The following is a 26289-nucleotide window of genomic DNA, read 5'->3' on the forward strand; positions in this document are numbered from 1 at the left end:
CTGGGTCGCCGGCCTCAGAGTCGACTTCCTCTTCGCCGCCAGCCGCCTCGTCGTGGAGACCGACGGTTACCGCTACCACCGCACCCGCCGCGCCTTCGAGCGCGACCGCGAGCGCGACGCCATCCTCGCCCGCGCGGGCTACCGCACGCTGCGGTTCACCCACCGCCATCTCAAGCGTGAGCCGGCGATGGTCGCCGAGACAATCAGAAGCTCGGCTTGATCCAGTCCATGTGCGAGCGCAGCTCCTCGCCCACGGACTCGACCTGGGTGCCCGCCTGCTCGGCGCGCATGCGCTTGAAGTTCTCCTGGCCCGCGCGGTTCTCCGCGATCCACTCGCGGGCGAAGTCCCCCGACTGGATCTCGGCGAGGATCTCGCGCATCTTCGCGCGCGTCTCGTCGGTGATGACGCGCTTGCCGCGCGTGTAGTCGCCGTACTCGGCCGTGTTGGAGATCGAGTAGCGCATGCCCTGAAGGCCCTTCTCGTACATCAGGTCGACGATGAGCTTGAGTTCGTGCAGGCACTCGAAGTACGCCATCTGCGGGTCGTAGCCCGCGTCCACCAGGGTCTCGAAGCCGGCCTGGACCAGCTCGGACGCGCCGCCGCACAGGACTGCCTGCTCACCGAAGAGATCGGTCTCGGTCTCCTCCTTGAACGTCGTGTCGAACACGCCGCCGCGGGTGCAGCCGATGCCCTTGGCGTAGGCCAGCGCCAGCGCCTTGGCGTTGCCGGTGGCGTCCTGGTGGATCGCGACGAGGCCGGGGACGCCGGAGCCCTCGGTGTACTGGCGGCGCACGAGGTGGCCCGGGCCCTTCGGGGCGGCCAGGCCGACGTCGACGCCGGCGGGCGGGTCGACCTCGTTGTAGAGGACCGAGAAGCCGTGGCCGAAGAGCAGCAGGTTGCCCTCGGCGATGCCGTCACGCACGTCTGACTCCCAGACCTGGCGGTGCAGCTCGTCGGGCACGAGCAGCATCACGATGTCGCCTTCGCTTGCCGCATCGGCAACGGAGAGGACCTCCAGGCCCGCATCCTTGGCCTGCTGGACCGACGCGGAGTCCTCACGCAGGCCTACGACGACCTTGACCCCGGAGTCCTTGAGGTTCTGGGCGTGGGCGTGGCCCTGCGAGCCGAAGCCGATGATGGCCACGGTCTTGCCGTCGAGGAGGGTGAGGTCTGCGTCGTCGTCGTAGTACATAGTCCGCGGCAGTCTAAGGATCAGGCTTCGGCGACGACGCCCAGCGCGCGGCCGGGGATGGCGACGGAGCCGTCGGACGCGACGTAGGGCGCCCAGCGCCCCTCGGCCGCTTCGCGCAGCTTGTAGTGGTCGGCGGGTGAGAGGCCGTCCAGGAGCGTCCGCATCATGGCCGAGAGCGCGCGCTGGGTCTCCCACAAGGCGTCGAGCGTCGGCGTGCGGAAGATCAGGTCGATCGGCTCGACGCTCGGTGTGTCGAAGCCGGCGTCCTGGAGCAGCTCATCGACCGCTCCGCGCGCGCTGAGCGAGAACGGGCCGGGCTCGTCGGGAGAGGGCGGCGGCGCCAGGCCGAGGTCGCGCGCCGCTGCTGCGAAGACCGTCAGCCACGGGTTGGCCTCCGGCACGTCCCACACCGCGATGACGAGCCTGCCGCCGGGCCGCAGGACGCGGCGAGCCTCGCGCAGCGCATGCTCGGGGTCGACGGCGAGCATGTAGCCGAAGCGGCAGAGGATGCCGTCGATCGTGGCGAGCTTCGCGTCGATCCACTCGAGGTCGATCGGCTTGAACTCGACGTTGTCGATGCCGAGCTGGGCGGCGCGGCGGCGGGCGGCCTCGACCATCGCCTCGGCGCCGTCGGAGCTGATCAGCTTGCCGCCGGGATGCAGCAGCTCGGCGGCGAGGAAGCCGACGTCGCCACGGCCGGCGGCGAGCTCGAGGATCGTCTGGCCGGGCTGGGGCTGGAGGCGGTCGACCATCCAGTGCGAGACGGGCAGGGCGCCGTCGTAGAAGGCATCTGCGCCGGACTCCCAGCCCGCCGCGACGCTCTCCCAGCGCTCGCGGCTGGCTGCGCGTTCTGCTTCGGGATCCATAAGCGCCAGCCTACGGTGCAGGCTCGGCGCGCTGGGCGGATGCCGTCGCCCGGCTTCCGATCTCGTCGAGCTCACGGCGGACGAGCTTGCCGGAGGCGGTGCGGGGCAGCGGCTCGGAGAGCATGATGTAGGTCTTGGGAACCTTGAAGCGGGCGAGGTGGCGCGCGCAGTGGGCGCGGAGGTCGTCGGGGGTGGGCGGACGGACTTGGTCGCGGGGGCGGACGAGCGCGATGACCGCCTCGCCCCACTCGCCGTCGGGGCGGCCGACGACTGCGGCCTCGAGGACCTCTGGGTGCGCTTCGAGGACTGCCTCGACCTCGGCGGGCGCGACGTTCTCGCCTCCGGTGACGATCGTGTCGGCCTTGCGGCCGACGATGTGGAGGAGACCGTCGTCGTCGATGACGCCGAGGTCGCCGGTGTGGAGAACGGCCCGCCCACCCCCGGCGTCGGGCGACACGGTCGGGCCGGTGACGACGATCTCGCCGTCAGGCTGCAGCGCGATCTGCGTGCAGAAGAGCGGGACGCCGGCGGTCGCGACCTGTGAGCAGGCCTCGGTGAGACCGTAGGTCGGGGCGACCGGGACGCCGGCGTCGGCGGCGCGCTGGAGGAGCGCGGGCGGCAGGGGCGCACCACCGAGGAGCGCCCAGCGCAGGGCGGGTGGATGGTGGAGGCCCGCGTCGAGCAGGCGCGTGAGCGTCGTGGGGACGAGCGAGACGACGGTCGGGCCTTGGGGGTCGTTCAGCGCCGCGAGCACGCGGTCGGTCTCGAAGCGCTCATGGACGATCGCGGTCGTGCCGTAGATCGCAGAGCGCAGCAAGATCGACAGGCCGCCGACGTGGCTCAGCGGCAGCGTGCAGAGCCAGCGCTCGTTTGGGTCGACGCCGAGGGCGACCGCGCTGCCCAGCGCGCTCCAGAGCCAGTTGCCATAGCTGAGACGGATCGGCTTGGGCGCGCTCGTCGTCCCGCTGGTATGGACGAGGATCGCGGGCGCGTCGAGATCGTGGGCGTCGGTGACCTCCTGCTTGTCGAGCAGGCGCTCCCCGAACGACAGGTCGACCGCCGGCCGCTCGGCCTCCGTCAGCCGCAGGTCGATGGGCACGGCGAGCGCGCCGGCCAGCAGGCAGGCGTGTAGCGCGACGATGTACTCCTCCCCGGGCGGGAGCGCCAAGCCAACCCGGGCGCCGCGTGGCAGACCGGCCGCCGCGGCGCGCGCCCGCTCGTGCAGCGCCGCGTAGGTGAGGCCGTTGACGGCAGCCGTGTTCGGGCGCGTGCGCGCCGCTCTCGCCAGCCAGGACTCGACCACCATGGCTCGGAAAGTAGCCTGCGGCCCATGGCAGTGACCTGGACCCCCGGCGACGGCGAGTACACCGACATCCGCTATGAGCTCAGCAGAGAGGAGCCCGCCCACCCCAAGATCGCGAAGATCACGATCGACCGTCCCGAGGTGCGCAACGCGTTCCGGCCGCAGACGCTGATTGAGGTCTCCGAGGCGCTGGAGCGTGCCCGCGAGGACGGCGACGTCGGCGTCGTGATCTTCACCGGCGAGGGCCCGCACGCGTTCTGCTCCGGGGGCGACCAGAACGTCCGCGGCGACACGGGATACATCCCCGAGGGCGCCAAGGTCGGCCGCTTCCACGTCACCGACCTGCAGGTCCAGATGCGGCGGCTGCCCAAGCCGCTGGTCGCCCAGGTCGCGGGCTACGCGATCGGCGGCGGCCATGTCCTGCATCTCTGCTGTGACCTGACGATCGCCGCCGACAACGCCCGCTTCGGCCAGACCGGCCCGCGGGTGGGCTCTTGGGACGGCGGCTTCGGCGCGTCGCTGCTGCGCGACCTCGTGGGGACCAAGCGCGCCAAGGAGATCTGGCTGCTCTGCCGCCAGTACGACGCCCAGCAGGCGTTGGACATGGGGTTGGTCAACGCGGTGGTGCCGCTGGAGCGGCTGGAGGAGGAGACGGTCTCCTGGTGTCGCGAGATGCTCGAGCTCTCCCCCTTCGCCCTGCGGCTGGTGAAGTCGTCGTTTCACGCCCACGAGGACGGCTACGCGGGGATCCAGCAGCTGGCCCACGACGCCAACCTGTTGTTCTATGGGTCGGACGAGGCCAAGGAGGGGCGCGAGGCCTACAAGGAGAAGCGCCGTCCGGACTTCTCCCAATTTCCGCGGAGGGCGTGAGTCGCCATGAGTGAGTCCTCTGAAGCAATCTCGCAGCGTCCCTCGCCGGTCAAGATCTGGCTCCTGGCCGCACGGCCGCGAACGCTGCCGGCGGGTGTCGCACCGGTGCTCGTCGGCACGGCGCTGGCGGCGGCCGAGAAGTCGTCGTTGCGCGTGGGCGCGTTCATCGCGGCGCTGCTGGGCGCGGTCTTCATCCAGGTCGGGGCGAACTTGTCCAACGACTACTCCGACGCGCGCCGTGGCGCCGACACCGAGGACCGTCTCGGGCCCGTGCGCGTCACTGCCGGCGGCCTCGTGCCGCCCAAGCAGGTGTTGACGGCGACGTACGTGTCGTTCGCTCTCGCCGTGTTGTGCGGCGTCTACCTGATCATCGTCGCGGGGTGGGTGATCCTGGCGATCGGTTCGGCGTCGATCCTGGCGGGCGTTTTGTACACCGGTGGACCGCGGCCGTATGGCTACGAGGGGTTGGGCGACGTCTTCGTCTTCTTGTTCTTCGGATTGGTCGCCGTGACAGGCTCGTACTACGCGCAGGTCGAGCGGCTGGAGTGGGAGGCGTTTGCTCTCGCCGTGCCCGTTGGGCTGCTGGCGGCGGCGATCCTGGCGGTCAACAACATTCGGGATGCGCCGACCGATGCGCGGGTGGGCAAGCGGACGCTGGCGGTGCGGTTGGGGCGCGGGCGGGCGCGGGATTTTTATGCGGCCGAGGTCTATGTGGCGTTCCTGATCCCGGTGGGCGTTTGGGTCGCGGGCGGGTCGCATGTGGGGCCGTGGGTGTTGTTGTCGTGGTTGGCGCTGCCGTTGGCGGTGCCGCTCGTGCGGACCGTGCGCCAGCACGATGACGGCCCGACGCTCAACGGCGCGCTGGCCAAGACGGGGATGCTGCAGCTCGCGTTCTGCGTGTTGTTGAGCGTGGGGTTGTTGTTGAGTTAGGGCTCGTGGCGCTGTTGGTCGTCCGCCTTGGGGGTTTGCGTGGCGCACCCGTGGCGCTCCGCGCGCACCGTGGTCGGGGTGCGTTGCGGGGTTCTGAGGCATCGAGGGGAGTGAGCAGTGGGCTGGCCGGCCCGGGCGCGGGTTTGTCGTCCTCGGGCGCCCGGGCGCGGGTGGTGCGAGGCCGCCGGGTGATCCGGGTCGTTTCGGATCCCATATAGGGACACCAGGCGACCCGGACCAATCGTTCGTCGCCGAAACGTCCGTCGGGGGCGTCTCGTGGCGAACTATTCACCACGAGACGCCCCGGATCGATCATTCGTCACCGAAGCATGATCCATGTCGTCTCACCCCTCATATGCAGGGGCCAGACGACACGGACCGCGCCGTCGACGCCCGCACGACCCGGCAGTCCGGCGAGCCCTCACGCGGAGGGCCCATGACGCCGCGAGCCCCGACGACTCCTCACTCCCCTCGGTGCCCCAGAACCCCGCCGCGCACCCCGACCACGATGCGCGCCGAGCGCCATGGGTGCGCCACGCCAGCCAGCTCAAAGGCCGACCAACAACAAACGCGCCCTACGCGACAAGCGCGACCGACGGCCGCTGCCGTCCGGTCTCCTCCGCCCGCTTGAGCGCCAACTGCAAGAACGCCTTCGCCGCCGGCGGCTGCCGCCGGTCCGCTCGCCACACCAGCGCCGTCGGCCACGTCAGCAGCTCCGGCCCCACCGGCCGGAACGTGATCGCCGGCCCGGGCTCAGCAGCAATCGAGCGCGGCAGCACCGCGACGCCGAGGCCCTTGGAGACCAGCGCGCGGACCGCGCCCATCTCCGTGCAGATGAACGCGTTGCGCGGCGCCAGGCCGATCCGCGCCATCGCCTTCTCCAAACGCAGCCGCAGCGCCGAGTTCTCGCGATACGTCACGAGGTCCTCGGCGGCCAGCTGCTCGTAGGTGATGTGATCGCAAGCCGTCAGCGCGTGCTCGACGGGCAAGGCCACCACGAACTCCTCCTCGAACACCAGCGACGCGGCGAAGTCCTCGCCCAGCGCGTCGGGGTCGACGGCCGTGAAGGCCGCATCGAGCTCGTCGGTGCGCAGCCGCTCCAGCAGCTCGTCCTGGGTGCGCTCGACCATGTGGATCGCCACGCCGGGATGGCGCGTGTGGAAGTCGGCGATGACGTCGGCGAGGTCATACAACCCCGTCGGGTACATGCCGCCGAGTTTCAACTCACCGCGCAGCAGACCGCTGAGCTCCTCCAACTCGTTCTGCAACCCCTCGACCTCGTGCAGCACGCGATGGGCGTAGTCGAGGACGAGCCGACCTTCGGCGGTCAGCTCCACTGAGCGGCTGGAGCGCGTGAAGACCTGGATGCCGAGCTCGTTCTCCAAACGGCGGATCTGCTGGGAGATCGCCGACTGGGCGAGATGGAGCTCCTCTCCGGCCTTCGTGAACGAGCCGGTCCGGGCGACGGCGGCGATGGTGCGCAGATGACGGAGCTCCATGCCAACGATCGTCCCACGGCATCGTCGATCTGTCGAAGTCGCGTTTGCGGCAGCATCGATCACGCAAGGTGATGGATGGCCGCGGCGCCGGTCTGGCAGGCTGCTGATCGAACCCCATGGACGTCGTCCTCGAACCCGTCACCCATCGCCTGCGCACCCCGCTGCGCACCGCCTACGGCGACGTGCGCGAGCGCGGCGCGTATCTCCTCGCGCTGACCGGGGCCGACGGCATCACCGGCCGCGGCGAGGCCGCGCCGCTGGAGGCCTACGACGGCGTGCCGCTGGACATCGTTGGCCAGGCGCTGGAGCGCTACGCCGAGATCCTCTCCGACGACCGCGGCCGCACCGGCCCGGCATTGCTGGACGCCTGCCGCGAGGTCGCCGACTTGCCCCAGGCGCTGGCGGCCGTCGACCTCGCGTTGTGGGACGCCGCGGGCCAGCGCGCCGGCAAGCCGATCTCCGCGCTGCTGACCGACGGCGCACTGGAGCACGTCCCGGTCAACGCGACCATCGGCGCGACCGACCGCGCAGGCGCCGCCGAGGCGGCCGCGAACGCCGTGGAGCTGGGCTTCGAGTGCGTCAAGGTGAAGGTCGGCGTCGGCGATGACGCGGCGCGCGTCGCCGCGGTGCGGCGCGCGGTCGGCGACCAGGTCGCGATCCGGATCGATGCCAACGGCGCGTGGACCGTTGAGGAGGCCGTCGCGACCATCGACGTGCTCGCACGTGCCGGACTGGAGCTCGTCGAGGAGCCGGTCTCCGGGATCGCGGCACTGCGCGAGGTGCGCGAGCGCGTGCCGGTGCGCGTCGCCATGGACGAGACGGTCGCCGAGCATGGGGCGATCGCTTCCGGTGCTGCCGACGCGGTCTGCCTGAAGATCTCGCGCGCCGGCGGCATCTCATCGCTGTTGGCCCAAGCGACGCTCGTGCGTGCGACCGGCGCCGAGGTCTACCTCGCCTCGACGATCGACGGTCCGCTCGGGATCGCGGCGGCGGCGCACTGCGCGGCGGCGCTGCGGGTCGAGCTGCCGTGCGGTCTGGCGACGCTCGGGCTGCTGGATGGTGAGGATGCGGGCGGGCTGCTCGCGGTGCATCACGGGCGCCTGCGCGTGCCGTCGGGGCCCGGGCTGCTCGGCGACTAGCAAGAGCTGTCCTGGGCGGTCCCTTAGGATTTGCGCCGTGTCGTTCACGCTCAAGAACATCAAGAAGGATCTGGAGGACCTCGGCTCGAAGTTCGACGGTGCGCCGGACCTGGAGTTCCACGCGGCGACCGCGGCGCTCGAGCTCGAGAGATCCGGCCTGAGCCACCAGCGCGTCCCGCCCGGCTATCGCTTCCCGTACGGCCACACGCACAAGCAGCAAGAGGAGGTGTACGTGGTCGTGGGCGGGAGCGGGCGGATGAAGGTCGATAACGAGATCGTCGAGCTCAAGGAATGGGACGCGGTGCGCGTCCCGCCCGGTGTGTGGCGCGGCTACGAGGCCGGGCCGGAGGGCCTCGAGATCCTCGTCATCGGCGCGCCCAATCTCGGCGAGAATCCGCGCGAAGACGTCGAGGGCCAGCGCGACTGGTGGGCTGACTAGGAGCTCTCCTAGTTGTCGCGCTTGGCCTTGGCCAGCGCGAGGCGCCAGCGCAGGACGCGGCGGGCGCCGGCATCGAGCTGAGCGCGGGTGAGCGCGCCGCTGCGCACGGCGCGCTCCAGACCCGCCGCCGCGCGAGCGCCCGTGGTGTAGTCCTTGGCGAAGAGTGGGAGATCGACGCCGGCCTTGATCGCGAAGAACGCCAGCTGAGCCGGCGCGCCGAAGCGGGCGACGGCGGGCGCCTGCAGGTCGTCGGTCATCGCGACGCCGGTGAAGTTCAGGCGGCCGCGCAGCTCGCCGACCACCCAGCGCTTTGAGAAGGCCGCCGGGCGCGGGTCGACGCGCGGGTAGATCGCGGTGGAGAGCATCACGGCGCGGGTCTTGATCTTGGCGTAGGGCTGGAGGTCGAGGGCGCGCAGTTCAGAGAGCGAGAGGTCGATGCGCGTGGCGCCATCGTCGGTGTTGGTCGACGCCGCACCAAAGCCGGGGAAGTGCTTGAGGACCGGCTCCGCGCCGGCGGCACGGAGGCCGTCGGCGAAGGCGCTGGCCTTGGCGACGACGCCGGGCACGTTGTCGTCGTAGGTCCGACCTTCGTTGGCCAGCGCGCGGTCCGCGCGGCCGACGTCGACCACCGGCGCGAGGTCGACGGTGACGCCTGCGCTGCGCAGGAGCCGGCCGGCGGCGCGACCGTTGGCGCGGGCGGCGGCGTTGGTTGGTGTGGCGGCGGCGTTGGCGGCGGGCGGGCCGGGAAGGCGACGAACGTCCCCGCCTTCCTGGTCGACCATTACCAACAGCGGCGCGTCGACGGCCGCCGGACGCTTGATGCGCTGCAGCTTGGAGATCTGGGTGCGGACGGCAGCCACGCTGCGCACATTGCGCGAGAAGAGGATGACGCCGGCGGCCTCGCCGCGGGCGATGCGCCGCCGCAGCGCGCTCGGCGGACGTGCGCCGGAGTAGGCAAACACCATGTGTTGACCGATCGCCTGACGCAGCGTGAGCGACGGAGCGGGCTTGTGCTGGTCCTTGTCCCCAACCGTCGCCGTCCGCTGCGCCGATGGCGCGGGGGGCTTGGCCGAGCCGTCGCCCCCGCAGCCGGCGGCGCCGGCGACCGCCAAAAGGAGCGCGACGCCCAGCCCGAGGCCCTGACATGCCCGCCCGACATCGGTGGGCGTGGCGGTCACCCCTCCGTACCGGCGATCAGGCCCGCCAGCTCCCGCGGCGCCTCGCGCGGGAGGCCGTGGCCCGCGCCGCCGATGGTCCGCACCTCAGCCTGTGGCAGGAGCTGCGCGAAGCGCTCGGCGTAGTCGATGAACTTGGTGTCGCGACCGCCGACGATGATCGTCACCGGCATCGTCAGCGTGCCGATCCGGTCCCAGAGCGGGACCATCGCGCCGCCGCCGATCATGCGCAGGACCTCGGCCAGGGCAATCGGGTCGCTGCGCAGCAGGTCTTCGCGCCACCAGCGCGACGCCTCCGCGGGCGTCGCCTCGAAGAGCGGGTTGGCCATCCAGAGGTCGGCGAACTCCTCGATGCTCATCCGCGTCAGCTCGTCAGCGAGGCGCTCGTCCTCGGCCACGCGAGCCGCGCGGGCTGGGTCGTCTGAGATCCCAGCGCTGGTCGAGACGAGGATCAGCCGCATGACGCGCTTGGGCGCGGCAAGCGCCACATGCTGGGCGACACGACCGCCCAACGAGTAGCCGCAGAGGACGAACTCGTCGGGCGCCGCGGCCAGCACGTCGGTCACACAGCCATCGAAGGAGATCGGTCGCACGCCGGCCTTCGTGCCGTGCCCGCGGAGGTCTGGGACCAGCGGGTTGTAGCGTTCGTGATCGAGCTCGGGCAGGACGGGGTCCCAGGTGCGGTGGGTCCCGCCAAAGCCGTGGAGCAGCACCAGCGTCTCGGGCATCTCCCCTATCTATCCCATGAGCGATCCTCGCGACACCTACCTCCTGCTGCGCGCCTTCGTCGACGAACTGCACCGCTGCGGTGTCGCGGGCGCCTGCACGTCACCCGGATCGCGCTCGACGCCGCTGGTCCTGAGCCTCGCGCGTGACGGCAGGATCCCGGTCACCTCGCATGTCGACGAGCGCTCCGCGGCGTTCTTCGCGCTCGGTCTTGCCCAGGCGACCGGCCGCCCCGCGGTCCTGGCCTGCACGTCGGGGACCGCGGCGGCCAACTACCTGCCGGCGGTGATCGAGGCGGCCGAGGCGGGCGTCCCGCTGATCGTCCTGACCGCCGACCGCCCGCCGGAGCTGCGCGGCGTCGGCGCCGGCCAGACGATCGATCAGATCAAGTTGTACGGGTCGGCGGCGAAGTGGTTCTTCGAAGTCGGCACGCATGACGCGACGCCGGCGCGTCAGCGGTGGATCCGCCAGCTGGCGTGCCGCGCGCATGCGACGGCGCTCGAGGGCCGGCCGGGACCAGTGCACCTCAACGTCGCGCTGCGCGAGCCGCTGGTGCTCGAGGTGCCGTTGGACGGCGCACCCGGCGATGGCGGCCGTCCCGACGGCGCGCCATGGACGGCGCGTGCCGTTGCCCCGCAGGATCCCGCGCCGCTGGTCGCGTGGCTGGACGAGCACGCCGGCGGTCGCGGGCTGATCGTCGCCGGCCGTGGTGCGGACGGCGCGGCAACCGCGCGATTGGCCGAGGCGCTGGCATGGCCGCTGCTGGCCGACCCGCTGTCGGGCGCGCGCACTGGCGGCGCCGCGATCGCCCACTACGACGCGCTCCTGCGCGACGCCGGCTGGGCGGCGACCGTCGCCCCCGCCTGCGTCCTGCGCGTCGGCGACCTGCCCACCTCCAAACCGCTGCGCCAATGGCTGGCCGGCTTGGACGACGGCGTGCCGCAGGTGGCGCTCGCCGCCGGCGCGTGGCCGGACCCCGACGCGGCGTTGAGCGCGGTCCTCGCGCTGGAGCCCGCGGCGCTGGGCGCGATCGATCAGACGTGGCCGACCGACTTCGGTTGGCTCGGGACGTGGCGTGATGCCGATGCCCGCGCGGCTGCGGCGATCACCGCGACGGTCGGCGAGGACGACCTCAACGAGCCGCGCATCGCCCGCGAGCTGGCAACGGGCGTGCCGGCCCATGCGACGGTGGTGATCGCCGCTTCGATGCCGATCCGCGACGTGGAGACGTTCTGGCCCGTCCTCGACGCGCCGCCGCGCGCGCTGGCCAACCGCGGTGCCAACGGCATCGACGGCACGATCTCCACCGCCTACGGCGTCGCGGCCGCGACCGGTGAGCCGACCTACCTGCTGATCGGCGATGTCGCCCTGGCCCACGACGTCGGCGGCATGCTGGCCGGCCGGCGCCTCGGCGTGCCGCTGACGATCGTCGTGATCGACAACGCCGGCGGCGGGATCTTCGATTTCCTTCCGGTCGCCACGCAGGGCGCCGAATACGAGGAGCACGTGCTGACGCCGACCGGTCTCGAGGTCGAGCACATGGCGTCGCTCTATGGCGCCGAATACCGGTCCGTCGTTGACCTTGTTGGGCTCCGCGCCGCTCTGGACGCACCGCCGGCCGGGACGACCATCGTCCACCTGCGCACCGAGCGCGCCCCCAACGTCGTGCTGCACCGCCGGACGTGGACGGCGGTGGCCGAGGCTTTGCGTGAAAGTCTTCATTCGCAGGGGTGACGGCACGGTCTCGCGCGGGTAGGGTGGCGCCCGTGGTGTGGATCGTCGCCCTCTCGGCCGGCTGGCTCGGTGCGTTTGCGCTGCTTCTGGCGCTGACGACGATCGCTGCTCGCAGCGATCGGCCCACCGCCGACCACCTCGCCCACGCCCGCGGGGCGCGCGTCTGGCTGCCGCCGACGCCCGAGCGCGACCACCCGCTGCTGTAGCCGGCGGCCGGCGCGGTCCGGTTCGCCCCGTAGCCTGAGGTGGGTGTCCGATGGCCAGCAGATCTCCCTCCTCAGCGAGCCTTCGCCGCGCCTCGCCGAGGGCCCGGCAGCGCTTGCGCCGGCGCCGCGTCTGACGTCGAAGGGCATCGCGCCGGGCGACATCGTCGAAGTCGATCGCAAGGGCCGGCGGTTCCATGCGCTGGTCGAAGGGATCGAGCAGCGCGAGACGGGCCGGTTCGATCTGGCGGTGCGGCCACTGGATGGGCGATCGACGTGGCGCAGTGCGACGGTGCGCGATGTGGTGGGGGTGTGGCGGCGGGCGCGAGGTTCGGGCGGGATGCGGCCGGAGGAGGCGTAGCGCGTCGCCTTCGTTTGTCCTCCGTGGGTGCTGGCTTGTGTGGCGCGCCCGTGGCGCTCCGCGCGTTTGTCTTGGTGGGTGCGTCGCGTGGTTCGGTGGCATCGAGGAGAGGAAGCCGTTGGGGCTCGCGGCGCCATCGGCCTTCCGCGTGAGGGTTCTCGGGACTGGGCGGGCGTTGTCGGAGGTCATTCGTATGGAGGTGCTCGCAGAGAGCGCTTTCCTACGAACGACCGAGGGTTCGGTTCCGAATGATTGGTCTGGGTCGAGTTGACCGGCACATTGCACGTCAACTCGACCCAGACCCTCACACCAGGCCGCGAACCACCCGCGCCCGGGCGCCCGAGGACGACAAACCCGCGCCCGAGCCGCCACCAACTCCTCATTCCCCTCGGTGCCCCCAGAACCCCGCAACGCACCCCGACCACAGTGCGCGCGGAGCGCCACGAGTGCGCCACGCCAACCACCACCCGCGGACGACCAACGGCGCCACGGGCCCGACTTCAGCCCGCCAACACCGGCAACAACGCCTGCAACTTGACCTCCGTCTCCGCCAGCTCCGCCGCCGGATCAGAGTCGCGCACAACCCCCACACCCGCGTAACACCTCGCGATCGGGCCGCGCAGCAACGCACAGCGCAAGGCCACCACGAACTCCCCGTCCTCGTCGAGGTCCGTCCACCCCACCGGCCCCGCGTACCACCCCCGATCGAACCCCTCCAACGCCGGGATCAGTGGCGCGGCCACCGACAACGGCTCACCGCCAACCGCTGGCGTCGGGTGCAACAGCCCCGCCAGTTCGATGGCGCTGACCGACCGCGCAAGCTGCGCGCGGATCGGCGTGCCCAAGTGCTGGATGTTGGTCATCTTGACCAGCTCGGGCTCCTCCGGCGCGGTGACCCAGACGGCGACCGGCCGCAACGTCCGCGCGATGCGCCGGACCACGATCGCCTGCTCCTCGCGGTCTTTGGTCGAACGCAGCAGGCGCTCGCCAAGGTGATCGTCGACCGCTGGGTCGGCGCTGCGGCGGGTCGAGCCCGCAAGCGCCAGCGTCGCCGCGCGCTCGCCTTCGCGGCGGATCAGCAGCTCGGGCGACGCCGCGACAAACGCCGCGTCCCCGCGACCCGCGCAGACTAGGTGACAGGACGGAAACGCCTCACGCAGGACGCCGAGCACGGCAGCCGGGTCGTGGTCGACCGGCGCGTGCACCTGAACCTCGCGCGCGAGCACGAGCTTCTCCAGGTCCCCCGCGACGATCCGCTCGACCCCGCGCGCGACGGCCTGCTCGTAGTGCTCGGGCGGCATCGCCGACACCACGCGGTAGCGGCCGGCCGGGTCCGGATCGAGCAGCGGCAGGCCGACACCAAAGCGCAGCTCCGATGCCCGCAGCTCGACGCGCGCCACGAGATCCTCGACCGTGTCGTCTGGACAGGCCAGCACGCAGAACGTCAGCCGCACGTCCTCGCCACGACGCACCAGCGAGACCTCGGGCACGTGCAGCGACGCCGCCGCGTAGCCGGCCCAGTGCGGCGCCCTCCCGCCCTCCGGCGCGAAGGCGAAGCCGCCGACCGCGATCGGCCCGCAGCCGCGCGGTCCGTCCGGCGGATCGCACGCCGCGTGTGAGGCCAGCTCGCGCCAGCGCTTGGCCACCAACTTGAAGCGATCGGGCCCGGACGCCTCCAGTGCCGCCGCGGTCCCCAACGCTCCCAGCGCAGCGCGGTCGCGGTCGGGCTGCTCGAAGCAGAACCACGCGTCGCCGGGCTGCCCAGGCGCTTGCGCACCGGCACCCAGCGACGGGGCGGATTCCAAAGGCCGCCGCGACGCCCCCACCACCGCGCTCGGATCAACCCCCCCATCAAGGCGCAGTGTGATCGCCGCCAGCGCCTCACCGTGCCGGCGCGCGCGCCGCAGCGCCGCGCTCACCCGCCGCGCCAGCCGCTCGCGATCGGCGGCCGACAGCGCGAAGCCCCCGGAGGCGGTGAGGACCGAAGCCATGAAGTTGCAGTCTACGAACGGCGACGGACCCGCCGAAGCGAGGTCCGTCACAGAGCGCAAGCCATCCCGCCCATGCCCCGCGCGAAGGAGCCTCTGGCGAGTTCGCGCAAGGGCGAGACGAGGCGGCCGAGCCTCTAGGCGAGGCCCGTCACGTCTCGCCCCGGCCGCGCGAGATCGCGATCTCGCCCGTCCGCATCATCTCGACCATGCCGAACGGGCGCAGCAGCGCTTCGAACGACTCGATCTTGTCGGTCGTGCCGGTGATCTCGACGATGATCGAGCGGCGCGTCACGTCGACGATCCGCCCACGGAAGATCTCCGTGAGCTGCAGGACCTCGGCGCGCTGCACCCCGTCGACCGCGACCTTGAAGAGCGCCAGCTCTCGCGTGACCGTCTCCGACGGCTCCAGATCCCTGATCTTCAGGACATTGATCAGCTTGTGCAACTGCTTGGTGACCTGATCGATCGGATGCAGCGCACCGTCGACGGTCAGCGTCACGCGTGAGATGTCCTCGTCATCGGTCGGCCCGACGGTGAGCGTGTCGATGTTGAACCCGCGGCGGGCGAACAGGCCGGCGATACGCGTCAGCACACCCGGCTTGTTCTCCACCAAGATGGTCAGGACGTGCTTGCGTCCTGAGCGCGTCTGGCCGCTGGCCTCGAGATCCTCGAGGTTCAGCATCTCCTTGATTCCCGGATCACCCATGGCGCTAGCCCACCATCTCGCGCGCGGCGGCGCCGGGCGAGATCATCGGGTACACGTTCTCCTCGCGGGTGACGCGGATGTCCACGACCACTGGGCCCTCCGTCGCGATCGCCGCGCGGAGGTCGTCGACGAGCGTCTCCTTGGCCGTCAGGCGCAGGCCGGTGGCGCCGTAGGCCTCGGCAAGCTTGACGAAATCGGGCGACTGCCCCATGTCGACATGCGAGTAGCGGTTGTCCCAGAACAACTCCTGCCACTGGCGGACCATGCCCAGGTAGCCGTTGTTGAGGATCAAGACCTTGACCGGGATGCGGTTCTGGACGCAGGTGGCCAGCTCCTGGCTGTTCATCTGCACCGAGCCGTCGCCGGTGATGCAGACGACCGTCTCGTCAGGCATGCCGACGGCGGCGCCCATCGCGGCCGGCAGGCCGAAACCCATCGTCCCCAGACCGCCCGAGTTGATCCAGCGGCGCGGCTTGGTGAAGTTGTAGTACTGCGCCGCCCACATCTGATGCTGGCCGACATCAGAGGTCACGATGGCGTCGCCGCCGGTGGCCTCGTAGATCGCCTGGATGGCGCGCTGCGGCTTGATCTCCGAGTCGCTGGAGTCGTTGTAGTGCAGCGGATGGCGCTCCTGCCAGCCCCCGATGCGCTGCCACCACTCCTCCAGCCGCGACGGATCCGCGCCCAGCGCCCGGTACTCGTTGACGAGCTTGACCAGGATGTTCTTGGCATCGCCGACGATCGGGATGTGCGCCGGGACGTTCTTGGAGATCTCGGCCGGATCGATGTCGATGTGGATGAACTTTGCCCGCGGCGCGAACTCCGACAGCTTGCCGGTGATGCGATCGTCGAAGCGCGCCCCGATCGCGCAGATCAGGTCCGCCTCGTCCATCGCGTAGTTGGCCGCGCGCGTGCCGTGCATGCCGAGCATGCCCAGGAACTGGTCGTGCGTCGCCGGAAAGCCGCCGAGCCCGTTCAACGTGTTGGTGATCGGGAAGCGGTCGCTGAGGACGAACTCCGTCAGCTCGGCCGACGCGTCGGAGAGGATGACCCCGCCGCCGGCGTAGATCACCGGACGGCGCGACGACGCCAGCGCCTTGGCCGCCTGGCGGATCTGCTTGACGTTGCCCTCCGTGGTGGGCTGGTAGCCCGGGAGGTGGACCTCGGTGACCGGCTCGTAGGGGATGTCGGCCTTCGACAGGTCGGTCGGGATGTCGACGACGACCGGCCCGGGGCGCCCGGTGCGGGCGACGTGGAAGGCCTCATGCAGCACCCGCGGGATCTCCAGCGGGTGCTGGATCATCCACGAGTGCTTCACCGCGGGCATCGTGATGCCCATGATGTCGGCCTCCTGGAAGCCGTCGGTCCCCAAGAGCTCGGTGCGGACCTGGCCGGTGATGAAGACCACCGGGACCGAGTCCATCATCGCGTCCATGATCGGCGTGACCAGGTTGGTCGCGCCCGGGCCGCTGGTGCCCAGCGCGACGCCGACCTTGCCGGTCGCCTTCGCGTAGCCCGTGGCGGCATGGCCGCCCCCGGCCTCGTGACGCACCAGGACGTGACGGATCCCCGCGTCCACGAAGGCGTCGTACGTCGGGAGGTTCGCGCCGCCCGGATACCCGAATACGACGTCCACACCCTCTGCCTTAAGGCACTCCATCACGGCATCGACCGCTCGCATGCGCTTGACCTCCTTTCGTGAAAGGTCAGGGTTTGGTGAGAACAACAGCAGCGAGCCGCCCGGCAGGCGGCTCGGTGAAGCGCCGAGTCTATCGCGGAATCGCGCTGCCTATGCAGGCGCGACGGGCGGCAGGATCTCCGACTCGTCGGGGAAGTCGAGCTCGGTTCCGCAGCGGGTGCAGAGCGCGTCGTGCAGCATGCAGATGTGCCCACAGGTCGGGCACTGCCGGCGCGGCTCGTCGGTGTCGAAGCGGTAGAGGACCGCGGCGGCCAGCCCGATGATCGGGAACGTGCCCGAGATGATGAACCAGAGGACGAACGAGCTCCCCTTGATCTTGCCGACGAAGCCGCCGGCGAACGCGAAGGAGAGCGCGATGACGATGTAGACCATCGTCGGCCGACTAGAGGACCCGCAGCGCCCAGACGACCGCCACAACGCAGAGGACGATCACGATGATCGTCGCGAGACCGGCGATGAGGCCGATAACGAACTTCAACAGGATCCAGGCGGCGATCGCGAGGACCACGAGCGCGAGGAGCCGCTTCAGGATCGAAGGCTTGGCGGCGGTGTCGTCCATGCCTCACAGGGTAGTCGCGTGCGCGACGCGGTGCGCGAATTGGCGACCGCGAGCGCCCCCTCAGGTGCTCGCGGTCGCCATGCGCTTGGGTGCGTCAGTCGTAACTGCGACGGAGATGCGCGTAACGACCGGCCCCCGACGAGCGGTCGTTGACGTGCAGGCGGGCGAGGCGGTAGCGGCGGAGAGCCGGCGCGTCCTGGCCCGACCCCAGCCGCGACCGCTCGCCGACGAGGATGATCCTCGACAGCGGTGTGGCAGAAGCGGTGGTCATGGACATCATGATGCGCGACCGCGGGCGCGCTGCCCATCGCCGGACGGTCCGAAGTTCTCGACGGTCGGTCCTACACGCGGTCGAGGCCGAACGCTCGCCCAGAGGGCGAGGTTCGGTCGCGGGAACTCGCCAGAGGCTCCTTCCCGCTCAAGGCCGCAGCGCACTCGATGGCCGGCCGCATCGCCGCCGGCAGCCGGCGCCTCACGCGCCAGCGCGCGCCCGAGAACGCCATGTTGGCCACGGTGGCAAAGCCGACCTCATCGGCCCGCAGCGCCAGCAGCAGGTGCGCGATGCGATCGGCGCTGGGGAGGTCGAGGTCGGCGACGCGGACGCAGAAGCAGGTCGCCCGCCGCCCGCGCGCGGTGAGCAGGACGGCGCCCGCCTCCCCCACGACCCAGACGCCGAGCGCGCCGCGCTCGACCACGAGGCCGGTGCGTGCGTGGAGCTCGCGCGCGTCGTGGCCGACGAGGTCACCGAGTAGGCCGACCGCCGTGCGCTCCGCGTCAGCACCGGACCGACTGCGCGGGCGCAGGACGTTGGCGCCGCGTGCCGCGTAGAGCATGGGGATGATCCACGCGTGCCCCAAGCTGGCCACGCTGACGGCAACCGCGAGCGGCTGGACGAGGAACAGGATGACGCCCGCTGCCACGAACGGGACCACGTGCGCAATGGTCGTGAGCGTCCAGAGCCTGCCGCGCTTGCGCAGACGCGCGCCGTCCATCGGCGGTCGCCAATAGACGGCCGCACGCTCGGGAAGCGCGGCGTCGAGCGCCATCAGCCGCCGCTGATCGGCAACCGCAAGATCACCAGCTCGGCGTCGATCGGCAGCTCCTTGACCTGCTCGGCGTGGCCCTCGCCGGTGGAGACCATCGCGAAGTAGCCGCGTTCGAGCTCCTCGCGGAAGGCGACGACGGCGGCCTCCGCAGCGGCGGGATCTCCCGCGCTCCACTCCGCCAGCGTGGTGTGGCCGGTGCGATCCATACGGACGAGACGTGACATGCCCACCTCCAGTGTTCGCTTGCCATTGCGATGGTAACCCCAGCCCTCAGGTCCGATGTGCCAGAAGCCGATGAAGCGACAAAGGACGCCGTTGCTCCCTCCTCTTCCCCCGCGTCATGTCACCGTGCCGCTGCTCGCAGCAGCACTCGCCCTCGCCTACCTGGCGGGGCGGCTGCTGCCTGCCCTCGGCCACGACGGCCATCTGGCCGTGCAGTGGTGGGGCTCCTTGATCGTCTATGCCGCCGCGTCCGCGCTCTGCCTGACCGCCGCGCGACGGACCGCCGAAGATCGCCGGGCATGGTCGCTGCTCGGGCTTGGCATCCTGCTTTTCGGTCTCGGCTCCGTCGCCACCCTCGCGTCCTCCAACGCCCCCGACGATCCGCCGCTGCTGGCCTGGGTCGGCTGGCTCTCCTTCTATCCGCTCGCCTACGCCGCGCTGCTAGCGATGCTGCGCGCACGGCTGCAGCCGTTCACGCTGTCGCTGATCCTCGACGGCGTGCTCGGCGGTCTGACGCTGATGACCGTCTGCGCAGCGCTGGTCCGCCACGATCTCGCCAGCCAGCCGACCGCCAAGGTGGTCGCCGGGCTCGCGCTGCCGACCGGCGACCTGATCCTGCTGAGCATGCTGCTGTGGGCCTGCGCGATGGCCGGCCGCCGCGGCGGCCAGTGGCTGTGGCTGGCGGGTGCGATGGTGCTCGCCGCGGTCGCCCACATCGCCCAGGATCTCGCGGTGCTCAACGGCACGTTCGACCCGCTGGACGCCACGACCGCCTGCTACCCGCTGACCATGCTGGCGATCGGCGTCGCCGCCTGGCGCCCCGCCCCGCCCCCACGGCCGGTCCTCGCGCGGACGCTGGCGTTCGTCCTGGCGCCGATGGCCTGCGTGCTGTCGGTGATCGTCGTGCTCGTCTTCGTCGATGCAGGCGACGCGGTCACCGAGGGCCTGGCGATCGCCGCGCTGGTCGTCGCCTTCGGCCGCGCCGCGCTGACCTTCCAAGAACTCAGCCAGCTGCACGAGGCGCGGCGCTTCGCGCGCGGCTTCGAGGAGGCCACGATCGGCATGGCCTTCGTGTCGAGCACGGAGCTGACGTGGATCCGCGTCAACGCGACGCTGGCGACGATGCTCGGCCGCAGCCCCGAGGAGCTCGTCGGGCGCCCGATCGCCGAGGTCATCCACCCCAGCGAGGTCGACGCATCGCGCGAGCTGCACGAGACGGTCCGCGCCGGCGAGACGCCCACGCCCTATGTGCGGCGCGCGCTGCGCCCCGACGGGACGGTCGTCGACCTCGCGATCTCGATCGCCGTCGTCGAGAGCGACGACGGGCAGCGCCAGATGTTCAGCCAGGTCCAGGACGTCACCGAGGCGCGGCGCATCGCCCGCCACAACGGCGCGCTGGTCGACCTCAGCCGGGTGGCGCTCGAGGTCCACGATCCCGCCGAGCTGCTCGAGCAGGTAACCGCGCTGCTGTGCTCAGCGCTGCCCGCCGACGAGGTCGCCCTGACCGACGGCGGGACCGCGGGCGCAGACGACGATCCCCGGCTGCTCGGCGTCCGGATGGACCGCCGCGCGAACGTGCCGGCGATGCTGCTGGCCCGCCGCGGCGCCGAGCACCCGCCGTTCGCCGCGGCCCACGAGCGCTTCCTGGAAGCGGCCGCCAACGTCCTGGGCACCGCGCTCGATCGCGCCGCCGTCGAGGACGAGCTCCGGACCCAGGCGCTGGAGGATCCGCTCACCGGTCTGGCCAACCGCTCCTACCTCGCCGCCCACGTCGAGCAGGCGATCGCCGGCGCCGACCGCGGCGACACGATCGCGGTGCTGCTGCTCGACCTCGATCGCTTCAAGGTCGTCAACGACACCCTCGGCCATGGCGCGGGCGATGAGCTCTTGTGCGCGGTCGCCGATCGTCTGCGCTCCACGATCCGCCGTGGCGACCTCGCCGCGCGCCTCGGCGGCGACGAGTTCGTCGTCGTCTGCGCCGGAGCCGGAGGTGCGCCACACGAGGTCGCGGCGCTGTCGCAGCGGCTGCTGGCGACGATCGCCGCGCCGTACGTCGTCGATGGTCGCGAGCTGCACATCAGCGCCAGCGCCGGCCTCGTCTTCGTCGAGGACGCCGACGCGACCGCCGAGTCGCTGCTGCGCGACGCCGACGTCGCGATGTACCGCGCCAAGGAGCACGGCGGCGCGCGCTACGAGGTCTTCGACGCCGGGCTCCGCGCCCGCGTCGTGCAGCGCCTGGCGATCGAGGGCGAGCTGCGTCACGCGCTGGCGCGCGACGAGCTGCTGCTGCACCTGCAGCCGGTCGTCGACCTGCATCGCGACGAGCTCGCGGGCTTCGAGGCGCTCGTGCGCTGGGAGCATCCGACGCGCGGCCTCGTCGGGCCCAACGAGTTCATCGGCGTCGCCGAGGAGACTGGGCTGATCGTGCCGATCGGCGGCTGGGTGCTGACCGAGGCGACGCGCCAGCTCGCGATCCTCCAGGAGGCGGCCGGCCGGCCGCTGCGGATCTCCGTGAACCTCTCGGCGCGGCAGCTGACGCCGGGCCTCGTCGACGCGGTCGGCGAGGCGCTGACGGCCGCATCGCTCCAGCCGCGCCAGCTGACGCTCGAGGTCACCGAGACGCTGCTGGTCGACGGGCCGGGCGCGATCGAGGTGCTCGCGGCCGTCCGCGCGCTGGGCGTCGCGATCGCCATCGACGACTTCGGCACGGGCTGGTCCTCGCTGGGCTCGTTGCAGCGCTACCCGGTCGACATCCTCAAGCTCGACCGCTCGCTGGTGGTGCCGGCCGCCGAGTCGGGCCCGGCGGCGGCGCTGGCCCGCGCAGTGGTCGAGATGGCCCAGGCGCTCGGGCTCGACGTCATCGCCGAGGGCATGGAGAACGAGGCGCAGCTAAACGCCATGAAGGCGCTCGGCTGCCCCCACGGTCAAGGCTATGTGCTGGCCCGCCCGATGCCGCTGGACGCGGCGCTGGAGCTCGTCGCGCGCCGGCCTACAGGCCGAGCTGTGCGCGCACCAGCCGCGTGATCGACCGCGAGATCTCTACAACCCGAGCTGCGCGCGTACCAGCCGCGTGATCTCGCCGCCGTCCGCGCGGCCCTTGGTCTCGCGCATGACGTGGCCGACGATGACGCCGATCGGCTTCATGTCGCCACCGCGCAGCTTCTCGGCGACGTCGGGGTTGGCGGCCAGTGCGGCTTCCACGATCGGCGCGAGCTCGTCAGAGCCGCCGACCGCGCCGAGGCCCTCGGCCTCCACGATCTGTGCCGGATCGCCGCCGTCGGCGATGAGCTTGTCGAGCACCTGACGGGCACCGCCCTGGGTGACCTGCTTGGCGGAGACCATGGCCACCAACTTGGCCAACGCGCCGGGCGCGACCTTGGACTGCGCCGGATCGGCATCGGCCTCCAGACGCGAGAGCAGCTCGTTGGCCAGCCAGTTGGCGATCGGCTGCGCGTTGGCGCCGTCGCCGTCGATCGCCGCCTCGAAGTAGTCCCCCAACTCGGTCCGGAACGCGAGCAGGCGGGCGGACTCGGCGCTCAAGCCGAGGTCACGCGCGAAGCGCTCGGCGCGCGCCAGCGGCAGCTCGGGCAGCGCGGCCTTCGCACGGTCAAGCATCGCTTGGGAGATCGCGACCGGCGTCAGGTCCGGCTCGGGGAAGTAGCGGTAGTCGTGCGCGTCCTCCTTGGAGCGCAGCGACGTGATCGCCTCGGTCCGCGGGTCGAAGTGCAGCGTCTCCTGCTCGACCGTCCCGCCGGCGCGCAGGATCGCCTCCTGGCGGGCGGCCTCGGCGCGGATGCCGCGGTCGATGAACCGGAACGAGTTCATGTTCTTGAGCTCGGTCTTGGTCCCCAGCTCGGTCGTGCCGACGGGCCGGATGGAGATGTTGGCGTCGCAGCGCAGCGAGCCCTCCTCCATGTTGACGTCGCTGACCCCAAGCGCCCGCAGCGTGGAGCGCAGCATCCGCAGCCACTCGGCGGCCGCCGTCGCGTCGCGCAGGTCGGGCTCGGTGACGATCTCGGCCAACGGCGTGCCGCCGCGGTTGAAGTCCACGACCGATGCGTCGGAGCCGTGCAGCCGGCCGGAGCCGCCGGCGTGGACGAGCTTGGCCGCGTCCTCCTCGAGATGCACGCGATGGATGCGCACATCGCCCAGCCGGCCGCCGAGGCACAGGGGCTCGTCGTACTGGCTGATCTGGTAGGCCTTGGGCGAGTCGGGGTAGAAGTAGTTCTTGCGGTGAAAGATCGACCGCGGCGCCAGCTCGCTGCCCAGCGCCATCCCCATCATCAACCCATAGTGAATGGCCTCGGCGTTGGTGACCGGCAAGCTGCCGGGCAGTGCCAGGCAGACCGGGCAGGTGTGGGTGTTGGGCGGGTCGCCGAAGCTCAGCGGACAGCCGCAGAACATCTTGGTCTTGGTCGCCAACTGGACGTGGATCTCCAGCCCGATGACGGTCTCGTACTCGATGGCGCTCATGGTCTAGACCCTCCCCGCCGTCGCGTCGAAGCCGATCGCTCGCTCCAGCGCGTAAGCCGCGCCGAGAATCCGGTTCTCGCTGAAGGCCGGGCCGGCCATCTGGAAGCCGACCGGCAAGTTGTCGCTCAACCCCGCCGGGATCGAGATCGCCGGGATGCCGGCCAGGGAGATCGGCACCGTGAAGAGGTCGTTGAGGTACATCTCCAGCGGGTCGGCCGTCTTGGCGCCGAGCGCGAAGGCGACGGTCGGCGCCGTCGGCGTGACGACCAAGTCCACCATCTCGAACGCGTTCTTGTAGTCCTCGGCGATCTTGGTCCGGACCCGCTGGGCCTTGCCGTAGTAGGCGTCGTAATAGCCGGAGGAGAGCGCGTAGGTCCCCAACATGATCCGGCGCTTGACCTCGTCGCCGAAGCCGTCGTGGCGCGTCTTGGTGTACATCGACAACAGGTCGGACGCCTCGGCGCGCAAGCCGTAGCGGACGCCGTCGAAGCGCGCGAGGTTCGAGGAGGCCTCGGCCGGCGCGATGACGTAGTAGGCGCTGAGGCCGTACTCGGCGTGCGGGAGCGCGACGCGCTGCACGGTCGCGCCAAGCTCCTGGGCGAGCTTCAGCGTCTCCTCGAAGCGGGCGAAGACTCCGGGCTCGATGCCCTCCCCGGTGATCGCCTCCGGGACGCCGAGGCGCAGGCCGTCGAGCCGCTCGGCGGTCGGCATGACGATCGCCTCGGGGTGCTGCAGCGAGGTGGAGTCCATCGGGTCGCGGCCGGTCATCTGGCCGTAGAGCAGCGCCGCGTCGGTGACGTCGCGGGTCAGCGGCCCGGCCTGGTCCAGCGACGACGCGAAGGCGATCATCCCGTAGCGGGAGACGCTGCCGTAGGTGGGCTTGAGGCCGACGATGCCCGTCAGCGCGGCGGGCTGGCGGATCGAGCCGCCGGTGTCGGTGCCCAGCGCCCACGGCGCGGCGCCGGAGGCCACCGCGGCGGCGCTGCCACCGCTCGAACCGCCCGGGACGCGCGTGCGATCCCAGGGGTTCAAGACCGGGCCGTAGGCTGAGTTCTCGTTCGACGAGCCCATCGCGAACTCGTCCTGGTTGGTCTTGGCCAGCAGCGGAGCGCCGGCCGCCGTGAGGCGGTCGACCACCGAGGCGCTGTAGGGCGGCAGGTAGCCCTCGAGGATCTTGGAGCCCGACTGGCTCGGGACGCCCTCGGTGCAGAAGAGGTCCTTGACCGCGAGCGGGACGCCGCCGAGCGGGAGCTGCGCGGCACCATTGGCCTCCGGCGCGCCGTCGGCGACCCAGGTGAAGGCGTTGAGCTCGTCGGCCGCGGCCTTGGCGCGGTAGGCCTCGAAGAGCTCGGTGGCATCGAGGTCGCCGGCCGCGACGGCGTCGGCCGCCTCCTTGGCGGTGAGCGTCGTGACGTCGGTCATGCTTGCGGGCTCGGGACGAGGAAGCCGTCGTCCTGGACGGCGGGCGCTTGGGCGAGCGCGACGTCGCGGGGCAGGCAGGGCGTCTCGACGTCGGCGCGCAGCGCGTTGGCGACCTCGACGACGTGGCTGGTCGGCGCGACGTCGTCGAGCTCCAGCTTGCTGATCGTCTCGATGTGGCCCAGGACGGAGGACAACTCGGTGGCCATCCGGCCGACCTCGTCGTCAGACAGCTCGAGGCGGGCCAGCTTGGCGACGTGGAGTACCTGCTCGCGGTCGATCACGGTCCGCGAGTTTAGGGGGGTCGGTGTCGAAACACCGGACCCCCTGGGTGCGATCAGCTTCCGGGCGCCGGACGCGGCGGTGGCGCTGTGTAGACGCGGGCCTCGGGCGAGTCAGTGCGCTCGTCCTTGAGGCTCAGGAAGCCGCCGAGCGGGATCAGAATCGTGAAGAGCAGCCCGAGGTAGGCGGGCAGCTGCACGCCGGTGACGAACTTGACGGGACCAAGGTGGGTGTCGCCGGCCAGGTCGAGGAGCCGCAGCGCGAGGGCGAGGGCTATCACGGTGCCGAGTCCGACGGTCAGCACGGCGGCGCCGACCGGCCACGCCGGCGAGGTGCGCTTGACCGTCATGTAGGACAAGCTCAGGCCGCCGACGATCGCGACGCAGAGCAGGACGTCCATGAACCAGCCGAGGTTCGACCAACCGCTGAGCGAGCCGGTGGACTGGGTGTTCAGGAGATTCAACACACCACTCCCGCTGTCCGGCACCAGGGACTCGATCGACACGCCGAGCCAATCGAAGAACAACACCACGAACAGGCCGACCGCGCCGAGCGCCGCGACCCATTCCCCAAGACGCAACCGGTTCACGCCGGCGCCCCCTCACGCGCGACCAGCTCGGCCGCCGTCAGCGTGTTGCGCAGCAGCATCGCGATCGTCATCGGCCCCACGCCACCGGGGACCGGCGTGATCGCGCCCGCGACCTCGACCGCCTCGGCGAAGTCGACGTCGCCGTGAAGGCCGTCCTCTGAGCGGTTGATTCCCACGTCGATGACCGTCGCGCCGGGCTTGATCCAGTCGCCCTTGACCATCCGGTCGCGCCCGACCGCCGCGACGAGCACGTCGGCGGTCCGCGCGACCGCGGCCAGGTCGGCGGTGCGCGAGTGCGCGATCGTCACCGTCGCGTTAGCGGCCAGCAGCAGCTGGGCCATCGGCTTGCCGAAGAGGTTGGAGCGGCCGATGACGACGGCGTGCTTGCCGCTGAGTTCGACGCCGGTCTCAGCCAGCAGCACCATGCAGCCCGCCGGCGTGCACGGCCGCAGCCCGTCACGCCCCAGCGCGAGGTAGCCGGCGCTCAGCGGTGTCAGCCCGTCGACGTCCTTGCGCGCGTCGATCAAGCCGGTGAGGTGAACGCCGTCGAGGTGATCCGGCACCGGCAGCTGGCAGAGGATGCCGCTGACGTTCTCATCGTCATTGAGTTGCTCGATCAGCGCCTCGACCTGCTCGGTCGTCGCGTCCGCCGGCAGCTCGTGATGGAAGGACGCGATCCCGGCCTCGCCCGCCGACTTGCGCTTGTTGGCGACGTAGATCGCGCTCGCTGGATCCTCGCCGACGAGGATCGTCGCCAGGCCCGGCTGCCGACCGGTGCGCGCGGTGAACGCCTCGACGTCACGGGCCACCTCCTCCCGGACCTTCGCCGCGATCGCCTTGCCGTCGATGATCTCCGCGCTCACGT

Annotated in this window: 28 protein-coding genes; 9 read left to right on the forward strand and 19 right to left on the reverse strand. The window is 71.2% G+C overall.

Annotated features, from left to right (window positions below; all coding sequences use genetic code 11):
* Positions 1-220: endonuclease domain-containing protein (locus tag VGO10_RS18930; protein ID WP_327471315.1), on the forward strand; the 220-nt coding region annotated here is incomplete at its 5' end.
* On the opposite strand, the gene ilvC is transcribed toward VGO10_RS18930, so the two are convergent.
* From ilvC to VGO10_RS18945, 3 genes are read right to left on the reverse strand one after another with little or no spacing between them, the layout of a single operon-like run.
* On the reverse strand, positions 204-1193 hold the full coding sequence (gene ilvC, locus VGO10_RS18935; RefSeq protein WP_327471317.1) for a ketol-acid reductoisomerase: 990 nt from the start codon (positions 1191-1193) through the stop codon (positions 204-206). The genes VGO10_RS18930 and ilvC overlap by 17 nt on opposite strands.
* A gap of 20 nt (positions 1194-1213) precedes the next feature.
* On the reverse strand, positions 1214-2059 hold the full coding sequence (locus tag VGO10_RS18940; protein ID WP_327471319.1) for a class I SAM-dependent methyltransferase: 846 nt from the start codon (positions 2057-2059) through the stop codon (positions 1214-1216).
* A 10-nt stretch (positions 2060-2069) separates the two neighbouring features.
* Complete coding sequence (locus VGO10_RS18945; RefSeq protein WP_327471321.1) at positions 2070-3365, reverse strand: AMP-binding protein; 1296 nt, start codon at positions 3363-3365, stop codon at positions 2070-2072.
* A gap of 24 nt (positions 3366-3389) precedes the next feature.
* Here VGO10_RS18945 and menB point away from each other — a divergent pair, with 24 nt between their 5' ends.
* Together menB and VGO10_RS18955 are read left to right on the forward strand one after the other, a co-directional pair.
* Positions 3390-4232 (forward strand): 1,4-dihydroxy-2-naphthoyl-CoA synthase, encoded by an 843-nt coding sequence (gene menB / locus VGO10_RS18950; protein ID WP_327471323.1) that lies wholly within the window; start codon positions 3390-3392, stop codon positions 4230-4232.
* A gap of 6 nt (positions 4233-4238) precedes the next feature.
* Positions 4239-5162, forward strand: coding sequence for a 1,4-dihydroxy-2-naphthoate polyprenyltransferase (locus VGO10_RS18955; protein ID WP_327471325.1), 924 nt, complete (start codon positions 4239-4241; stop codon positions 5160-5162).
* Positions 5163-5737: 575 nt separating this feature from the next.
* Here VGO10_RS18955 and VGO10_RS18960 read toward each other — a convergent pair.
* On the reverse strand, positions 5738-6661 hold the full coding sequence (locus VGO10_RS18960; RefSeq protein ID WP_327471327.1) for a LysR family transcriptional regulator: 924 nt from the start codon (positions 6659-6661) through the stop codon (positions 5738-5740).
* A gap of 116 nt (positions 6662-6777) precedes the next feature.
* On the opposite strand from VGO10_RS18960, the gene VGO10_RS18965 reads away from it, so the two are divergent.
* Together VGO10_RS18965 and VGO10_RS18970 are read left to right on the forward strand one after the other, a co-directional pair.
* Positions 6778-7800, forward strand: coding sequence for a mandelate racemase/muconate lactonizing enzyme family protein (locus VGO10_RS18965; RefSeq protein WP_327471329.1), 1023 nt, complete (start codon positions 6778-6780; stop codon positions 7798-7800).
* 37 nt (positions 7801-7837) lie between these two features.
* Positions 7838-8239 carry a cupin domain-containing protein gene (locus VGO10_RS18970; RefSeq protein WP_327471331.1) on the forward strand — a complete coding sequence of 134 codons (402 nt, stop codon included), beginning with the start codon at positions 7838-7840 and terminating at the stop codon, positions 8237-8239.
* 8 nt (positions 8240-8247) lie between these two features.
* Here the strand turns inward: VGO10_RS18970 and VGO10_RS18975 are convergent, their stop codons facing one another.
* A complete protein-coding gene (locus tag VGO10_RS18975; protein ID WP_327471333.1) occupies positions 8248-9417 on the reverse strand; it encodes a glycoside hydrolase family 3 N-terminal domain-containing protein in 1170 nt (389 codons plus the stop codon).
* Complete coding sequence (locus tag VGO10_RS18980) at positions 9414-10142, reverse strand: alpha/beta fold hydrolase (protein WP_327471335.1); 729 nt, start codon at positions 10140-10142, stop codon at positions 9414-9416. The genes VGO10_RS18975 and VGO10_RS18980 overlap by 4 nt, the downstream gene beginning before the upstream one ends.
* A 16-nt stretch (positions 10143-10158) precedes the next feature.
* On the opposite strand from VGO10_RS18980, the gene menD reads away from it, so the two are divergent.
* Genes menD through VGO10_RS18995 form a run of 3 tightly spaced genes read left to right on the forward strand, consistent with a single transcriptional unit; the run spans position 10159 to position 12438 of the window.
* Positions 10159-11874, forward strand: coding sequence for a 2-succinyl-5-enolpyruvyl-6-hydroxy-3-cyclohexene-1-carboxylic-acid synthase (menD, locus tag VGO10_RS18985; RefSeq protein WP_327471337.1), 1716 nt, complete (start codon positions 10159-10161; stop codon positions 11872-11874).
* Positions 11875-11906: 32 nt separating this feature from the next.
* Positions 11907-12080: a hypothetical protein gene (locus tag VGO10_RS18990; protein WP_327471339.1), complete on the forward strand. Its 174-nt coding sequence runs from the start codon at positions 11907-11909 to the stop codon at positions 12078-12080.
* Positions 12081-12123: 43 nt separating this feature from the next.
* Complete coding sequence (locus tag VGO10_RS18995) at positions 12124-12438, forward strand: hypothetical protein (protein WP_327471341.1); 315 nt, start codon at positions 12124-12126, stop codon at positions 12436-12438.
* A gap of 500 nt (positions 12439-12938) precedes the next feature.
* On the opposite strand, the gene VGO10_RS19000 is transcribed toward VGO10_RS18995, so the two are convergent.
* The 8 genes from VGO10_RS19000 to VGO10_RS19035 form a co-directional block, all read right to left on the reverse strand.
* On the reverse strand, positions 12939-14429 hold the full coding sequence (locus VGO10_RS19000) for an isochorismate synthase (protein WP_327471343.1): 1491 nt from the start codon (positions 14427-14429) through the stop codon (positions 12939-12941).
* Positions 14430-14577: 148 nt separating this feature from the next.
* Positions 14578-15111, reverse strand: a complete 534-nt coding sequence (gene ilvN, locus VGO10_RS19005; protein ID WP_349258967.1) for an acetolactate synthase small subunit — start codon at positions 15109-15111, stop codon at positions 14578-14580.
* A 28-nt stretch (positions 15112-15139) separates the two neighbouring features.
* Positions 15140-16816 carry a biosynthetic-type acetolactate synthase large subunit gene (gene ilvB, locus VGO10_RS19010; RefSeq protein ID WP_327471348.1) on the reverse strand — a complete coding sequence of 559 codons (1677 nt, stop codon included), beginning with the start codon at positions 16814-16816 and terminating at the stop codon, positions 15140-15142.
* A 108-nt stretch (positions 16817-16924) separates the two neighbouring features.
* Positions 16925-17206 carry a hypothetical protein gene (locus VGO10_RS19015; RefSeq protein WP_327471350.1) on the reverse strand — a complete coding sequence of 94 codons (282 nt, stop codon included), beginning with the start codon at positions 17204-17206 and terminating at the stop codon, positions 16925-16927.
* A gap of 10 nt (positions 17207-17216) precedes the next feature.
* Positions 17217-17393, reverse strand: a complete 177-nt coding sequence (locus VGO10_RS19020; protein ID WP_327471351.1) for a hypothetical protein — start codon at positions 17391-17393, stop codon at positions 17217-17219.
* 94 nt (positions 17394-17487) lie between these two features.
* Positions 17488-17664 (reverse strand): hypothetical protein, encoded by a 177-nt coding sequence (locus tag VGO10_RS19025; RefSeq protein WP_327471352.1) that lies wholly within the window; start codon positions 17662-17664, stop codon positions 17488-17490.
* Positions 17665-17734: 70 nt separating this feature from the next.
* Positions 17735-18439 (reverse strand): hypothetical protein, encoded by a 705-nt coding sequence (locus tag VGO10_RS19030; RefSeq protein WP_327471354.1) that lies wholly within the window; start codon positions 18437-18439, stop codon positions 17735-17737.
* Complete coding sequence (locus tag VGO10_RS19035) at positions 18439-18663, reverse strand: hypothetical protein (protein WP_327471356.1); 225 nt, start codon at positions 18661-18663, stop codon at positions 18439-18441. The genes VGO10_RS19030 and VGO10_RS19035 overlap by 1 nt, the downstream gene beginning before the upstream one ends.
* Positions 18664-18787: 124 nt before the next feature.
* Here VGO10_RS19035 and VGO10_RS19040 point away from each other — a divergent pair, with 124 nt between their 5' ends.
* Positions 18788-21685: a putative bifunctional diguanylate cyclase/phosphodiesterase gene (locus tag VGO10_RS19040; protein ID WP_327471358.1), complete on the forward strand. Its 2898-nt coding sequence runs from the start codon at positions 18788-18790 to the stop codon at positions 21683-21685.
* Between the two features lie 15 nt (positions 21686-21700).
* On the opposite strand, the gene gatB is transcribed toward VGO10_RS19040, so the two are convergent.
* The 5 genes from gatB to folD are packed head-to-tail and all read right to left on the reverse strand — an operon-like array spanning position 21701 to position 26287.
* Positions 21701-23134 (reverse strand): Asp-tRNA(Asn)/Glu-tRNA(Gln) amidotransferase subunit GatB, encoded by a 1434-nt coding sequence (gatB, locus tag VGO10_RS19045; protein WP_327471360.1) that lies wholly within the window; start codon positions 23132-23134, stop codon positions 21701-21703.
* 3 nt (positions 23135-23137) lie between these two features.
* Positions 23138-24556: an Asp-tRNA(Asn)/Glu-tRNA(Gln) amidotransferase subunit GatA gene (gatA, locus tag VGO10_RS19050; RefSeq protein ID WP_327471362.1), complete on the reverse strand. Its 1419-nt coding sequence runs from the start codon at positions 24554-24556 to the stop codon at positions 23138-23140.
* Entirely contained in the window at positions 24553-24837 is a 285-nt protein-coding gene (gene gatC, locus VGO10_RS19055) for an Asp-tRNA(Asn)/Glu-tRNA(Gln) amidotransferase subunit GatC (RefSeq protein WP_327471364.1), read from the reverse strand. Before gatC ends, gatA begins: the two co-directional genes overlap by 4 nt.
* Before the next feature lie 53 nt (positions 24838-24890).
* Complete coding sequence (locus VGO10_RS19060) at positions 24891-25424, reverse strand: hypothetical protein (protein WP_327471366.1); 534 nt, start codon at positions 25422-25424, stop codon at positions 24891-24893.
* On the reverse strand, positions 25421-26287 hold the full coding sequence (folD, locus tag VGO10_RS19065) for a bifunctional methylenetetrahydrofolate dehydrogenase/methenyltetrahydrofolate cyclohydrolase FolD (RefSeq protein WP_327471368.1): 867 nt from the start codon (positions 26285-26287) through the stop codon (positions 25421-25423). The genes VGO10_RS19060 and folD overlap by 4 nt, the downstream gene beginning before the upstream one ends.
* Positions 26288-26289: the final 2 nt, after the last annotated feature.

Origin of the sequence: Baekduia sp. (assembly GCF_035996765.1) — a bacterium.
Lineage (GTDB): Bacteria > Actinomycetota > Thermoleophilia > Solirubrobacterales > Solirubrobacteraceae > Baekduia.

What these genes read in the sequence shown, in the direction of transcription:
- VGO10_RS19025 (WP_327471352.1), bottom strand. Translation starts at nt 17,664, where the DNA reads ATGACCACCGCTTCTGCCACACCGCTGTCGAGGATCATCCTCGTCGGC.
- gatB (WP_327471360.1), bottom strand. Translation starts at nt 23,134, where the DNA reads ATGAGCGCCATCGAGTACGAGACCGTCATCGGGCTGGAGATCCACGTC.
- VGO10_RS19000 (WP_327471343.1), bottom strand. Translation starts at nt 14,429, where the DNA reads ATGGCTTCGGTCCTCACCGCCTCCGGGGGCTTCGCGCTGTCGGCCGCC.
- VGO10_RS18940 (WP_327471319.1), bottom strand. Translation starts at nt 2,059, where the DNA reads ATGGATCCCGAAGCAGAACGCGCAGCCAGCCGCGAGCGCTGGGAGAGC.
- ilvB (WP_327471348.1), bottom strand. Translation starts at nt 16,816, where the DNA reads ATGCGAGCGGTCGATGCCGTGATGGAGTGCCTTAAGGCAGAGGGTGTG.
- VGO10_RS18960 (WP_327471327.1), bottom strand. Translation starts at nt 6,661, where the DNA reads ATGGAGCTCCGTCATCTGCGCACCATCGCCGCCGTCGCCCGGACCGGC.
- VGO10_RS18965 (WP_327471329.1), top strand. Translation starts at nt 6,778, where the DNA reads ATGGACGTCGTCCTCGAACCCGTCACCCATCGCCTGCGCACCCCGCTG.
- VGO10_RS18980 (WP_327471335.1), bottom strand. Translation starts at nt 10,142, where the DNA reads ATGCCCGAGACGCTGGTGCTGCTCCACGGCTTTGGCGGGACCCACCGC.
- VGO10_RS19020 (WP_327471351.1), bottom strand. Translation starts at nt 17,393, where the DNA reads ATGGACGACACCGCCGCCAAGCCTTCGATCCTGAAGCGGCTCCTCGCG.
- menD (WP_327471337.1), top strand. Translation starts at nt 10,159, where the DNA reads ATGAGCGATCCTCGCGACACCTACCTCCTGCTGCGCGCCTTCGTCGAC.
- menB (WP_327471323.1), top strand. Translation starts at nt 3,390, where the DNA reads ATGGCAGTGACCTGGACCCCCGGCGACGGCGAGTACACCGACATCCGC.
- VGO10_RS19015 (WP_327471350.1), bottom strand. Translation starts at nt 17,206, where the DNA reads ATGGTCTACATCGTCATCGCGCTCTCCTTCGCGTTCGCCGGCGGCTTC.
- ilvN (WP_349258967.1), bottom strand. Translation starts at nt 15,111, where the DNA reads ATGCTGAACCTCGAGGATCTCGAGGCCAGCGGCCAGACGCGCTCAGGA.
- VGO10_RS18955 (WP_327471325.1), top strand. Translation starts at nt 4,239, where the DNA reads ATGAGTGAGTCCTCTGAAGCAATCTCGCAGCGTCCCTCGCCGGTCAAG.
- ilvC (WP_327471317.1), bottom strand. Translation starts at nt 1,193, where the DNA reads ATGTACTACGACGACGACGCAGACCTCACCCTCCTCGACGGCAAGACC.
- VGO10_RS18945 (WP_327471321.1), bottom strand. Translation starts at nt 3,365, where the DNA reads ATGGTGGTCGAGTCCTGGCTGGCGAGAGCGGCGCGCACGCGCCCGAAC.
- VGO10_RS19035 (WP_327471356.1), bottom strand. Translation starts at nt 18,663, where the DNA reads ATGTCACGTCTCGTCCGTATGGATCGCACCGGCCACACCACGCTGGCG.
- gatA (WP_327471362.1), bottom strand. Translation starts at nt 24,556, where the DNA reads ATGACCGACGTCACGACGCTCACCGCCAAGGAGGCGGCCGACGCCGTC.
- VGO10_RS19030 (WP_327471354.1), bottom strand. Translation starts at nt 18,439, where the DNA reads ATGGCGCTCGACGCCGCGCTTCCCGAGCGTGCGGCCGTCTATTGGCGA.